A 13,270-nucleotide genomic window follows, 5' to 3' on the forward strand; every position below is an offset into this window, starting at 1 on the left:
CCGGGCGGGGATCTGCCAGAGGCGGGCTAGTGGAGGAAGGGGTCGATGGCGACGGCGACGAAGAGCAGCGTGGCGTAGGTGATGGACCAGTGGAAGAGCCGCATCTCCTTGAGCTTCGCGCCCATGACGCCGGCCTTGGCGCGGGCGTGCAGGCCGTGCGCCTCCTTCAGCCAGAACGCGCCGAGCAGGCCCGCGACCACCGGGTAGAACCAGGAGGTGTCGCCCAGCGGCCACCACAGGGTGAGCGAGGTGAGCACCATGACCCAGCTGTAGAGGACGATCTGCCGGGCGACCACCTGGTTGCCCGCGACGACCGGCAGCATCGGCACGCCGACCCGCGCGTAGTCGTCCTTGACCTTCATCGACAGCGGCCAGTAGTGCGGCGGGGTCCAGAAGAACAGGACCAGGAAGAGCACGAAGGGCGCCCAGCCGAGTTCGTTGCGCACGGCCGACCATCCGATGAACACCTGGAGGCAGCCCGCGACACCCCCCCACACGATGTTCTGCGCGGTACGGCGCTTGAGCCACAGCGTGTAGACGAAGACGTAGTACAGGATCGCGGCCAGCGACAGCGCCGCCGAGAGCGGGTTGACCAGCAGCGCGAACCACGCGGTGGACACCGCCGACAGCGCGACGCCGAAGACCAGCGCCTCGCGCGGCGAGACCATCCCCGTCACCAGCGGGCGCTGTTCGGTGCGGTGCATCAGCGCGTCGATGTCGCGGTCGATGTACATGTTCAGCGCGTTGGCGCCGCCCGCGGACAGGTAGCCGCCGACCACGGTCGCCACCACCCGCCACAGGCTGGGCACTCCGCCGGCTGCCAGGAACATCACCGGAACGGTCGTGATGAGCAGCAGTTCGATGATGCGCGGCTTGGTCAGCTCCACGAACGCCATGACCCGGGCGCGCGGCGGCCGGTGCCCGGAGTTCGCCGGTCCCGGGTCCGTCCCGATGACCCCGGCGGGTCGGGAATCGACGGCTGTCACGAACACCCCACGAGAGATGAGACCAGCAGGTCCCGGCTGCCTGCCGGCCGCGATGCGGCGGCGGACCACGGTCCCTGCGCGTACCACGCCACTCTAGACGTAGGGAACACCCGGCTTTCCGCCGGGGGTGCCCGCGCGGCCGGGCGTGTCCCGCGCGCTCCGGCCCCGCCCGGCCGCCACCGGGAACGGAGTTGTCCACAGAAGCAGCAGCGTGGTCGAAGGCTCGTACGGCTGCGGCGGTAGGCTCGACAACGTCGGGTAGGCACCAGTCACCGGCGCTTTTCAACTTTTGTGTGGAGAGGAGCCCTGACCCAGGGTGAGCAAGCAGCCGACGACCACAGACCTCGAGTGGACCGATCTGGACGAGCGGGCCGTGGACACCGCCCGCGTCCTGGCCATGGATGCCGTGCAGAAGGTCGGGAACGGCCATCCGGGCACGGCGATGAGCCTGGCCCCCGCGGCCTACCTGCTGTTCCAGAAGATCATGCGGCACGACCCGGCGAACGCGGACTGGACCGGCCGCGACCGCTTCGTGCTGTCCGCGGGCCACTCCAGCATGACCCTCTACACGCAGCTCTACCTCGCCGGTTACGGCCTGGAGCTGGCCGACCTGGAGGCCCTGCGCACCTGGGGCTCCAAGACCCCCGGCCACCCGGAGTACGGCCACACCCGCGGGGTGGAGACCACCACCGGCCCGCTCGGCCAGGGCGTGGCCAACGCGGTGGGCATGGCCATGGCCGCGCGGTACGAGCGGGGGCTGTTCGACCCGGACGCCGCGCCGGGCACCTCCCCCTTCGACCACACCGTCTGGGCGATCGCCGGCGACGGCTGCCTCCAGGAGGGCATCTCCGCCGAGGCGTCCTCGATGGCCGGCCACCAGAAGCTCGGCAACCTGGTGCTGCTGTGGGACGACAACCACATCTCCATCGAGGGCGACACTGAGACGGCCGTCTCCGAGGACACCGTCAAGCGGTACGAGGCGTACGGCTGGCACGTCCAGCGCGTGGCCCCGAAGGAGAACGGCGACCTCGACGTGCACGCGCTGCACGCCGCGCTGGTCGCGGCCAAGGCCGAGACGGAGCGGCCGTCGTTCGTCGCGGTCCGCTCGATCATCGGCTGGCCCGCGCCGAACAAGCAGAACACCGGCGCCGCGCACGGCTCGGCCCTCGGCGAGGACGAGGTGCGCGCCACCAAGGAGGTGCTGGGCTTTGACCCGGAGCAGCACTTCGAGGTGTCCGACGCGGTGATCACGCACACCCGCGCGGTCGGCGACCGCGGCCGGGACGCGCGGGCGCAGTGGGAGAAGTCGTTCGCCGCCTGGCGCACCGCGAACCCGCAGCGCGCCGAGCTGTTCGACCGCGTCGCCGCGGCCGAGCTGCCGGCGGGCTGGCAGGACCGGCTGCCGGAGTTCGAGGTCGGCGCCTCGCTGGCCACGCGTGCCGCCTCCGGCAAGGTCCTGGAGGCGCTGGGCGAGGTCATCCCCGAGCTGTGGGGCGGTTCCGCGGACCTCGCGGGGTCGAACAACACCACCATCGACAAGAACTCGTCGTTCCTCCCGGCCGGCAACCCGCTGCCGGGCGCCGACCCGTACGGCCGGACCGTGCACTTCGGTATCCGCGAGCACTCCATGGCCGCGGAGATGAACGGCATCACGCTGCACGGCAACACCCGTGTCTACGGCGGCACGTTCCTCGTCTTCTCCGACTACATGCGCAACGCGGTGCGGCTGTCCGCGCTGATGCACCTGCCGGTGACGTACGTATGGACGCACGACTCGATCGGTGTCGGCGAGGACGGCCCGACGCACCAGCCGGTCGAGCACCTGGCCTCGCTGCGCGCCATCCCGGGGCTGAACGTGGTGCGCCCCGCTGATGCCAACGAGACGGCGATCGCCTGGCGCGAGATCCAGCAGCGCTGGACGAAGGAGATCGGCAAGGGCGCCCCGCACGGCCTGGCGCTGACCCGGCAGGGCGTGCCGACCTACCCGGTGCACGAGGACACCGCCCGGGGCGGTTACGTGATGTTCGAGGCCGAGGGCGGCCCGGCGCAGGTGATCCTGATCGGCACCGGCTCCGAGGTGCAGCTCGCGGTGGGCGCGCGCGAGGAGCTCCAGGCCGCGGGCATCCCGACCCGGGTGGTCTCGATGCCGTGCGTGGAGTGGTTCGAGGAGCAGGACGAGGCGTACCGCGAGAGCGTGCTGCCGTCCTCGGTGAAGGCGCGGGTCGCGGTCGAGGCCGGGATCGCCCTCACCTGGTACCGGTACGTCGGGGACGCCGGCCGGATCGTCAGCATCGAGCACTACGGCGCCTCGGCCGACGGAAAGCTGCTCTTCCGCGAGTTCGGTTTCACCGCCGAGGCCGTCGCCGCCGCGGCCCGGGAATCTCTGGCCGCCGCAGACCGCTGACGCTGGTACACAACATTTCAGGAGATGCAGATCCCATGACAGACGCACTGAAGCGCCTCTCCGACGAAGGCGTCGCGATCTGGTTGGACGACCTGTCGCGCAAGCGCATCACGTCCGGCAACCTGGCCGAACTCATCGACCAGCAGCATGTGGTGGGTGTGACCACCAACCCGTCGATCTTCCAGAAGGCCATCTCCCAGGGCGACGGGTACGACGGACAGCTCAGGGACCTCGCCGTGCGCCGGCTGACCGTCGAGGAGGCGCTGCGGATGATCACCACCGCGGACGTCCGCGACGCGGCCGACATCCTGCGCCCGGTCTACGAGTCCAGCGACCACCAGGACGGCCGGGTCTCCATCGAGGTCGACCCGCGGCTGGCGCACAACACGGAGGCCACGGTCGCCGAGGCCAAGCAGCTGGCGTGGCTGGTGGACCGCCCGAACACGCTGATCAAGATCCCCGCGACCAAGGCGGGCCTGCCCGCGATCGCCCAGGTCATCGGCAAGGGCATCAGCGTCAACGTCACGCTGATCTTCTCGCTGGAGCGGTACCGCGCGGTGATGGACGCGTACCTGACCGGCCTGGAGACGGCCAAGGCGGCCGGCCTGGACCTGTCCGAGATCCACTCGGTCGCGTCGTTCTTCGTCTCCCGGGTGGACACCGAGATCGACAAGCGCCTGGAGAAGATCGGTTCGGACCAGGCGAAGGCGCTCAAGGGCAAGGCGGCCGTCGCCAACGCCCGGCTGGCCTACCAGGCGTACGAAGAGGTCTTCGGCTCCGACCGCTGGGCGGCGCTGGAGCAGGCGGGTGCGAACAAGCAGCGCCCGCTGTGGGCCTCCACCGGCGTGAAGGACCCGGCCTACCCCGACACCCTGTACGTCACGGAGCTGGTCGCGCCGAACACGGTGAACACCATGCCGGAGGCGACGCTCCAGGCGACCGCCGACCACGGCGAGGTCACCGGCGACACGGTGCGCGCCCACTACGCGCAGGCCCAGGCCGACATCGACGCGCTGGCCTCGGTCGGCGTGTCGTACGACGACGTGGTGCAGGTGCTGGAGGACGAGGGCGTGGAGAAGTTCGAGGCGGCCTGGAACGAACTGCTGGACTCCACCAAGGCCGAACTCGAGCGCCTCGCCCCTTCGGAGGCGTGAGGTGGCAACCGACGAGACGCAGACGGCCGGCAACCCGCTGCGCGACCCGCTGGACCGGCGGCTGCCGCGCATCGCGGGCCCGTCCGGCCTGGTGATCTTCGGGGTCACCGGCGACCTGTCCCGCAAGAAGCTGATGCCGGCGGTGTACGACCTGGCCAACCGCGGCCTGCTGCCGCCGGGCTTCGCTCTGGTCGGCTTCGCCCGCCGCCAGTGGGAGAACGAGGACTTCGCCCAGGAGGTGCACGACGCGGTCAAGGAGCACGCGCGCACCCCCTTCCGGGAGGAGGTCTGGCAGCAGCTCGCCGAGGGCTGCCGGTTCGTGCAGGGCGACTTCGACGACGACAAGGCGTTCGAGCAGCTCAAGTCCACCATCGAGGACCTGGACAAGGCGCGCGGCACCGGCGGCAACTTCGCCTTCTACCTGTCCGTGCCGCCGAAGTTCTTCCCGAACGTGGTGCAGCAGCTGAAGAAGCACGGCCTGTCGCAGGGCAGCGGCGACTCCTGGCGGCGCGCCGTCATCGAGAAGCCGTTCGGCCACGACCTGGCCAGCGCCCAGCAGCTCAACCAGATCGTGCACGACGTCTTCCCGCCCAACGAGGTCTTCCGGATCGACCACTACCTGGGCAAGGAGACCGTCCAGAACATCCTGGCGCTGCGCTTCGCCAACACGATGTACGAGCCGATCTGGAACCGGTCGTACGTCGACCACGTGCAGATCACCATGGCCGAGGACATCGGCATCGGCGGCCGCGCGGGGTACTACGACGGCATCGGCGCGGCGCGGGACGTCATCCAGAACCACCTGCTCCAGCTGCTGGCGCTGACCGCGATGGAGGAGCCCGGCTCCTTCCACCCGAAGGCGCTGACCGCGGAGAAGCTGAAGGTGCTCGGCGCGGTCGTGCTCCCGGACGACCTCGGCAAGTACACCGTGCGCGGCCAGTACGCGCACGCCTGGCAGGGCGGCGAGGAGGTGCTCGGGTACCTGGAGGAGGACGGCATCGACCCCAAGTCCAAGACCGACACCTATGCCGCGGTGAAGCTGGAGATCAACAACCGCCGCTGGGCGGGTGTGCCGTTCTACCTGCGCACCGGCAAGCGGCTCGGCCGCCGGGTCACCGAGATCGCGGTGGTCTTCAAGCGGGCCCCGTACCTGCCGTTCGAGTCCGGCGCCACCGAGGAGCTGGGCGAGAACGCGCTGGTCATCCGGGTGCAGCCGGACGAGGGTGTGACCGTGCGGTTCGGCTCGAAGGTGCCGGGCACCTCCACCGAGGTGCGGGACGTCACGATGGACTTCGCCTACGGCGAGTCGTTCACCGAGTCCAGCCCGGAGGCGTACGAGCGGCTCATCCTGGACGTGCTGCTCGGTGACGCGAACCTCTTCCCGCGGCACCAGGAAGTCGAGCTGTCCTGGACCATCCTCGACCCGATCGAGCAGCACTGGGACAAGCACGGCAAGCCGGCGCAGTACGCGTCCGGCACCTGGGGCCCGACCGAGGCGGACGAGATGCTCGCACAAGACGGCAGGAGCTGGCGCAGGCCATGAGAATCGATCTGACGGACACCACGTCCTCGAAGATCAACGCCGGGTTGATCGAGGCCCGGCGGGCGATCGGCACCCCCGCGGTCGGCATGGTGCTGACCCTGGTCATCGTCACCGACGAGGGCAGCGCCTATGACGCGCTGAAGGCCGCGCACGAGGCGTCCAAGGAGCACCCCTCCCGGATACTGGTCGTCATCAAGCGTCCGGGCCGCTCCCCGCGGGACCGGGCGCTGGCCCGGCTGGACGCGGAGGTCGTGGTCGGCGACGAGGCGGGCACCGGCGAGACCGTGGTGCTGCGCATGCACGGCGAGCTGGCCAACCACGCCGAGTCGGTGGTCCTGCCGCTGCTGCTGCCGGACGCCCCGGCGGTGTGCTGGTGGCCGGACAAGTCCCCGGAGAACGCCGCGGAGGACCCGCTGGGCCGGCTGGCGGCGCGCCGGATCACCGACTCGGCCGCGGCCGAGGACCCGGTCGGTTCGCTGGCGCTGCGGGCGAAGACGTACGTGCCCGGTGACACCGACCTGGCGTGGACCCGGATCACCCCGTGGCGTTCCATGCTGGCCGCCGCGCTCGACCAGAAGCACGGGAAGATCAGCAGTGCCGCGGTGGAGGGCGAGGCGTACAACCCCAGTGCCGAGCTGCTGGCCCTGTGGCTGGCGGACCGACTCGGGGTGCCGGTGGAGCGGAAGGTCACCAACGGTCCGGGGCTGACCGCGGTGCGGCTGGTCACCTCCGACGGCGACATCTGCCTGGACCGTCCCGAGGGCGGGCTGGCCGAGCTGGCGGTGCCGGGTCAGCCCGACCGCCATGTGGCGCTCAAGCGGCGGGAGACCGCGGAGCTGATCGCCGAGGAGCTGCGCCGGCTGGACCCGGACGACATATACCGCGCCACCGTCAAGTTCGGCGTGCAGCACCTGCTGAACTCCGACGGTTCCGACGGCGCGGTCGCGGCGAACGGCTCCTCCCGGTCCGGCGGCCCCGCCGCGGACAAGCCGGTCGGCGCGGCCAAGGCCACCCCGGCCAAGAAGGCGGCGGCCGGGTCCGGCTCGGGCAAGGCGGCGGCGCAGAAGTGAGCACGCCGCAGGTGGTCGTCCACCGGGACAAGGAGCTGATGGCGCGGGCCGCCGCGGCCAGGCTGATCACGAAGATCGTGGACGCCCAGGCCGCCCGCGGCTCCGCCTCGGTGGTGCTCACCGGTGGGCGCAACGGAAACGGGCTGCTGGCCGCCCTCGCCGACTCCCCGGCGCGGGACGCCGTGGACTGGGCGCGGCTGGACCTGTGGTGGGGCGACGAGCGGTTCCTCCCCGAGGGGGACCCGGAGCGCAACTACACGCAGGCCCGTCAGGCGCTGCTGGACGCGGTGCCGCTCGACCCGGCGCGGGTGCACCCGATGGCGCCGTCCGACGGCGGCTACGAGTCCGACGTGGAGGCCGCCGCGGCGGCCTACGCGACGGAGCTGGCAGCCGCGGCCGGTCCGGAGGACCACACCCGGGTGCCGTCGTTCGACGTCCTCATGCTGGGCGTCGGCCCGGACACCCATGTGGCGTCGCTCTTCCCGGAGCACCCCGGCACCCGGGAGACCGTGCGCACCGTCATCGGGGTGCACGGCTCGCCCAAGCCGCCGCCGACCCGGATCTCGCTGACCTTCCCGGCGATCCGCTCGGCGCGGGAGGTGTGGCTGCTGGCCGCCGGTGAGGACAAGGCGGGTGCGGTCGCGCTCGCGCTGTCCGCGCCGGGCGAGATCCAGGCGCCCGCCTCGGGTGCCTACGGCCGGTCCCGCACGCTGTGGCTGCTGGACCGCGCGGCGGCCGCGAAGATCCCCGCGGAGCTGTATCCGGCGGCCTCGTCGTAGGGGCGCGGGGAGCAGGACGCGAAGGGCCCGGAACCGTTCGTCGGTTCCGGGCCCTTCGCGTGTGGGCTCAGCGGCCGCGCAGCTCGCGGTACTTCGCCACGAGCGCCTTCGTGGACGGGTCCAGGCCCGGCACGTCGGCGCCGTCGGTGAGTGCGGGCTCGACCCGCTTGGCGAGCACCTTGCCCAGCTCGACGCCCCACTGGTCGAAGGAGTCGATGTTCCACACCGCGCCCTGCACGAACACCTTGTGCTCGTAGAGCGCGATGAGCTGGCCGAGCACCGACGGGGTCAGCTCGGTGGCCAGGATGGTGCTGGTGGGGTGGTTGCCGCGGAACGTCTTGTGCGGCACCAGCTCCTCGGGCACCCCTTCGGCGCGCACCTCCTCGGGCGTCTTGCCGAACGCCAGCGCCTGCGTCTGCGCGAAGAAGTTCGCCATCAGCAGGTCGTGCTGCCCGGCGAGCGGGCCGAGTTCGGGCAGCGGCCGGGCGAAGCCGATGAAGTCGGCGGGCACCAGCTTGGTGCCCTGGTGCAGCAACTGGTAGTAGGCGTGCTGGCCGTTGGTGCCGGGCGTGCCCCACACCACCGGGCCGGTCTGCCAGTCCACCGGCTTGCCGTCGCGGTCCACGGACTTGCCGTTGGACTCCATGTCGAGCTGCTGGAGGTAGGCGGTGAAGCGGCTCAGGTAGTGGCTGTAGGGCAGCACCGCGTGCGACTGGGCGTCGTGGAACCCGCCGTACCAGACGCCGAGCAGGCCGAGCAGCAGCGGCACGTTGTGCTCGGGGGGCGCTGTCCTGAAGTGCTCGTCGACGAGGTGGAAGCCGGCCAGCATGCTGCGGAACGCCTCGGCGCCGATGGCGATCATCAGCGACAGGCCGATCGCGGAGTCGTAGGAGTAGCGGCCGCCGACCCAGTCCCAGAACTCGAACATGTTCTGCGTGTCGATGCCGAACTGGGCGACCTTCTCCGCGTTCGTGGACAGCGCCACGAAGTGCTTGGCCACCGCCTCCTCGCCGGCGCCGAGCTGTCCGAGCAGCCACTGCTTGGCGGAGGTGGCGTTGGTGATGGTCTCGATGGTGGTGAAGGTCTTGGAGGCGATGATGAACAGCGTCTCGGCCGCGTCCAGGTCGCGTACCGCCTCGTGCAGGTCGGCGCCGTCCACGTTGGAGACGAAACGGACCGTCAGGTCGCGGTCGGTGTAGGCGCGCAGCACCTCGTAGGCCATGGCGGGGCCGAGGTCGGAGCCGCCGATGCCGATGTTGACGATGTTCCTGATCCGCTTGCCGGTGTGGCCGGTCCACTCGCCGGAGCGGACCCGGTCGGAGAAGACCGTCATCTTGTAGAGCACGGCGTGCACGGCCGGCACCACGTTCTGCCCGTCGACCGCGATCGTCGCGGACTGCGGGGCGCGCAGCGCCGTGTGGAGCACCGCGCGGTTTTCGGTGACGTTGATCCGCTCACCGGCGAACATCGCGTCCCGCAGCTCGAACACCCCGGTGGCCGCGGCGAGTTCCCGCAGCAGCCGGAGCGTCTCGTCGGTGACGAGCTGCTTGGAGTAGTCCAGGTGGAGGTCGCCGACCTGGAGGGTGTAGCGGCTGCCCCGGTCGGGGTCGCGGTCGAACAGGTCCCGCAGATGGGTGCCGGACAGCTCCTCGCTGTGCTTGGCGAGCGCGTGCCACTCGGGGCGCTGGTCGAGCCGGGGCGTGCCCTGCGTGTTCGTTTCGGACATCAGTCCACTTCTCCTCGTCCTCGCTGCGACACCCAAACTAATTGATGCCGCCGCCGAACGAGATCCGGCACCCGGGTATGCCGCGCAACTGCCGTCGGGCGGCCGCGTCCCACCCGGGTGCCGCAGGTCAGAAGCCGCCGCGGTGGATGCGGCCGGCGTAGCGCTCCTCCAGTACGGCGTTGCGCTCGTGGCCGCCGGGGAGGTTCGCGGAGACGTAGACGGGCGCGTCGTGGCCCTCGGCGGTCAGCAGGCCGACGGCCTCGGCGACGACCATCTGCACCAGCAGCGCGGAGGTGATCGTGGACACCCCGCACAGGGCGCCGCCGGACGGCAGCGGCAGCAGCGCGTCGCCGGCCGGGGCGCAGTTGTCGAGCACGGCGTCGGCGATGTCGGCCAGCCGCCTGCCGCTGGCGTGCAGGGCGGGCACCGCGCGGGTGTGGGTGAGCGAGGTGAGCGCCACCAGCCGGTGGCCGGCCTCCTTGACGTGCAGCGCCATGTCCACGATCGAGTTGTTGACCCCGGAGTTGGAGACGATCACGAAGACGTCCTGCGGGCGCGGGGTGGCCAGGTCGTACAGCCGGCGGGCCAGGCCGGGCGAGCGCTCCAGCAGCGGGTCGGCGAGGACCGCGCGGTCCTCGCCGCCGCGCAGCACCAGGTCCGCGAGGCCGATCCGGTTGGTGGGGATCAGGCCGCCGGCCCGGCCGACCAGTTCCAGCACGGTGGCCTGGGAGTGGCCGGTGCCGAAGCCGTGGATCACCCCGTCGGCGGCCACGCTGTCGGCGAGCAGCCGGGCGGCGGCCGGTACGGACTCCCCGTTCGCGGCGATCGCGCGCTCCACCGCCGCGCGGCTCTCGTCGGCGAACGTCGCGGCGCTGATCTGTCCCTCGGCCATGCCCGGGTCCCTCCTGCGGAAGTGCTGCTGCTCGGACGACTGCGACCCGCGGTCCAGGCCCCGAACTTCTGGTTGATCGAACCAACCGCGTGATGACTTGATGAAACATTGAGCCACCGCCGGCCGTCAAGGCACCCTCACAGCAGGCCGCGGGCGAGCGCCGCCGCACCGGCGGAGCCGTCCGCCACCGGGAAGACCCGCAAGCCGCGGTCGGCCAGCCGCTCGGTCACCCGCGCCAGCAGCGGCCCGCCGGGCCCCAGCAGCCCGCCGGTCACCACCAGCGGCTCGCCCGGCCGCGGAGCGAGCGAGCGCACCGTCGCCGCGAGCAGCCCGGCCGCGGTGTCGAGCAGGCCCCGCGCCACCGCGTCGCCGCCCGCCGCCTCCTCGACCACGGCCGGGCTCAGCGCGCCCAGCCGGGCCGGCGCCTGCGCGTAGGCCCGCGTGACGACGAGTTCGCCCACCAGGTGGCGCGCCACCGGGTCGCTCGCCGGCCCCACCGCCAGGGCCCGCCGCAACTCCTCACCGCCGCCCGCACTCCCCTCACCGCCGCCCGGGCTCCCCTCACCGCCTGCGGTGTCCCCCGCGCCGGCCGGCCCGCCCAGGAAGTGCGCCACCACCCGCGGCACCAGCGCCGTCCACGGGCCGCGGCCGTCCAGCGCCTCCAGCGCCGCCCGGGCCGCGCGGTTGCCCAGCCAGAACCCGCTGCCCTCGTCGCCGAGCAGCCAGCCGTGGCCGTCGGAGACCGCCGCACTGCGGCCCCCGGCCAGCCGCGCCGCGATCGCGCCGGTGCCCGCGATGAGCACCAGCCCGTCGGCGGGCGCCCCCGGCGCCGCCGCCAGCGCCACCTCGGTGTCGCCGCCGATGCCGAGCGGCACCCCGGTGATCCCGTGCGCGGCCAGCGCGTCGCGCAGGCAGGACACGGCCAGCTCCGCCCCGCGCTCCGGCCCCGCCCCCGGCGCCGCGCCCGCGAACCCGCCGAACGCCGCGCCGACCCGGCCGCGCAGCTCGCCACCGTCCGCGCGCCACCGCGGGGCGGAGGCGGCCTCGGCGAGCGCCTCGCCCACGGCCGCGGCGAGGTGGCGGGTCAGGTCGGCGCGGCCGACGCTCAGCGCGTTGCCGGGCCCGCCGGTGCCCCGGCCCAGCACCCGGCCGCCGGGCCCGCCCTCGGCCAGGCACGCCCGGCTGCGGGTGCCGCCCGCGTCGATACCCACGACCAGGGGCGGCCGGCCCGCCGCCCCGCCACCGCTGCCGCCGCTCACCGGGTGGCTGTAGATTTCCGTCATCACCACGCATCGTGGTTGAAGGATTCACCGGCGCACAACCCCGACGGGACGAGTCGTCATGATCACCGCACTGATCCGCACCGAACTCCCCCGGATGTCGGGGTCGCTGCGCAAGGTCGGCGAGCTGGTGCTCGCCGACCCGGCCGCGGCCACCCACGGCTCCGCGGCGGAGCTGGGGCGCCGCACCGGCACCTCGCAGGCGACGGTGACCCGCTTCTGCCGGGCGCTGGGCCTGGAGTCCTACCAGCAGTTGCTGATCGAGCTGGCGCAGGAGCAGGGGCGTACGGCTGCCGAGCCGCGCACGGCCCCGCTCGGCCCGCGGATCGGGCCGGACGACGACCTGGAGCAGGTCATCGGCGTGGTCGCCGAGGCCGATCTGCGGGCCCTGCGGCACACCGCCGAGCAACTGGACCGGGAGGCGCTGGAACGCGCCGCACAGGCCCTGGCACGGGCCCGCCGGATCGACGTCTACGGGGTCGGCGGCTCCGGCATCGTGGCCCACGAGACGCAGGCCCGGCTCTTCGGCATCGGCTGCGCCGCCCACGCCTGGACCGAGGTGCACGCCGCGGCGACCTCAGCGGCCCTGCTGACGCCCTCCGACGCCGTGGTGGCCGTCTCCCACTCCGGCGCCACCCGGGAGGTCCTGGAGCCGCTGCGGACGGCCGCGGAGCGGGGCGCGGCGACCGTGGCCGTCACCGGCGACCCGCGCTCGCCCATCGCGCAGGCCGCCGACGTCCGCCTGACGTCGTTCTCCGGCGAGACCAGCTTCCGGCGCGGCAACTTCGGCACCCGCCACTCCGTGCTGCTGATCGTGGACTGCCTGTACGCCCGCGTCGCGCAGCTCACCTACGAGCGGGCGACCGCGTCCATCGCGCTGACCGCGCACCTCGGAGCGACCCACAGCGCACGGAAAACCCCCGGCCGCCGGGCGGGCTCAGGAAGCTGAGCCGGCCCGGCGGCCGGGGGCGGGACGTGCGGGTCCGAGACGGACAGGAGCGGCCCGGGGGCTAGATCTCGCCCCGGAGCTTCGCCAGCGCCTCCGCGAGGATCGCCTCGCCGTCGGCGGCCGAGCGGCGCTCGCGTACGTACGCGAGGTGCGTCTTGTACGGCTCGGTGCGCGGCGGTGCCGGCGGGTTCTCCTCGTCCTGCCCGGCCGGGAAGCCGCAGCGCGGGCAGTCCCAGGTCTCCGGGATCTGCGCGTCGCTGGCGAAACTCGGCTGGGTCTCATGCCCGTTGGAGCACCAGAAGGAGATGCGCAGGCGCGGCGCGGACTCGCCGCGCTCGGCCTCTCCCATCGGCCCCGCTCCGACCCGACTGCCACGGATCGCGTTGCCACTTGCCACGGTCGTAACTCCCTGCGTGATGGTGCTGCGAGGTCGTCCACTTGACGGAGACCGGTTCGCCCCCGCACCTGGCGGGAAAGGGCACCGTAT

The 13,270-nt window shown here is 72.5% G+C and carries 11 protein-coding genes; 6 read left to right on the forward strand and 5 right to left on the reverse strand.

The genetic code is table 11. The annotated features are described in order from the left end of the window. Nucleotides 1-26: 26 nt before the first annotated feature. Complete coding sequence (locus AC3EVP_RS13525) at nt 27-986, reverse strand: heme o synthase (protein ID WP_335973494.1); 960 nt, start codon at nt 984-986, stop codon at nt 27-29. Between the two features lie 316 nt (nt 987-1,302). Between AC3EVP_RS13525 and tkt the strand changes: the two genes are divergently transcribed. From tkt to pgl, 5 genes are read left to right on the forward strand one after another with little or no spacing between them, the layout of a single operon-like run. Continuing rightward, a complete protein-coding gene (gene tkt / locus AC3EVP_RS13530) occupies nt 1,303-3,390 on the forward strand; it encodes a transketolase (RefSeq protein ID WP_335973498.1) in 2,088 nt (695 codons plus the stop codon). Nucleotides 3,391-3,425: 35 nt separating this feature from the next. Further along, nucleotides 3,426-4,544: a transaldolase gene (tal, locus tag AC3EVP_RS13535; protein WP_435129710.1), complete on the forward strand. Its 1,119-nt coding sequence runs from the start codon at nt 3,426-3,428 to the stop codon at nt 4,542-4,544. Nucleotide 4,545: 1 nt separating this feature from the next. Next, nucleotides 4,546-6,087: a glucose-6-phosphate dehydrogenase gene (zwf, locus tag AC3EVP_RS13540; RefSeq protein WP_335973504.1), complete on the forward strand. Its 1,542-nt coding sequence runs from the start codon at nt 4,546-4,548 to the stop codon at nt 6,085-6,087. Then, nucleotides 6,084-7,157 (forward strand): glucose-6-phosphate dehydrogenase assembly protein OpcA, encoded by a 1,074-nt coding sequence (gene opcA / locus AC3EVP_RS13545; protein WP_435129713.1) that lies wholly within the window; start codon nt 6,084-6,086, stop codon nt 7,155-7,157. Before zwf ends, opcA begins: the two co-directional genes overlap by 4 nt. Nucleotides 7,158-7,195: 38 nt before the next feature. Further along, nucleotides 7,196-7,936, forward strand: coding sequence for a 6-phosphogluconolactonase (gene pgl / locus AC3EVP_RS13550; protein WP_435129814.1), 741 nt, complete (start codon nt 7,196-7,198; stop codon nt 7,934-7,936). A gap of 67 nt (nt 7,937-8,003) precedes the next feature. On the opposite strand, the gene pgi is transcribed toward pgl, so the two are convergent. The 3 genes from pgi to AC3EVP_RS13565 all read right to left on the reverse strand — a co-directional run bounded on the left by pgi (nt 8,004) and on the right by AC3EVP_RS13565 (nt 11,837). Beyond that, nucleotides 8,004-9,662: a glucose-6-phosphate isomerase gene (gene pgi / locus AC3EVP_RS13555; RefSeq protein WP_435129716.1), complete on the reverse strand. Its 1,659-nt coding sequence runs from the start codon at nt 9,660-9,662 to the stop codon at nt 8,004-8,006. Between the two features lie 127 nt (nt 9,663-9,789). Beyond that, complete coding sequence (locus tag AC3EVP_RS13560; protein WP_335973512.1) at nt 9,790-10,554, reverse strand: sugar isomerase domain-containing protein; 765 nt, start codon at nt 10,552-10,554, stop codon at nt 9,790-9,792. A gap of 137 nt (nt 10,555-10,691) precedes the next feature. Next, a complete protein-coding gene (locus AC3EVP_RS13565; protein WP_435129719.1) occupies nt 10,692-11,837 on the reverse strand; it encodes a BadF/BadG/BcrA/BcrD ATPase family protein in 1,146 nt (381 codons plus the stop codon). Nucleotides 11,838-11,895: 58 nt separating this feature from the next. Between AC3EVP_RS13565 and AC3EVP_RS13570 the strand changes: the two genes are divergently transcribed. Next, nucleotides 11,896-12,783, forward strand: a complete 888-nt coding sequence (locus AC3EVP_RS13570) for a MurR/RpiR family transcriptional regulator (protein ID WP_335973515.1) — start codon at nt 11,896-11,898, stop codon at nt 12,781-12,783. Nucleotides 12,784-12,844: 61 nt separating this feature from the next. Here the strand turns inward: AC3EVP_RS13570 and AC3EVP_RS13575 are convergent, their stop codons facing one another. Next, nucleotides 12,845-13,180 (reverse strand): RNA polymerase-binding protein RbpA, encoded by a 336-nt coding sequence (locus tag AC3EVP_RS13575; RefSeq protein ID WP_073497103.1) that lies wholly within the window; start codon nt 13,178-13,180, stop codon nt 12,845-12,847. Nucleotides 13,181-13,270 lie beyond the last annotated feature (90 nt).

The sequence above is a fragment of the Actinacidiphila sp. bgisy144 genome (assembly GCF_057708105.1).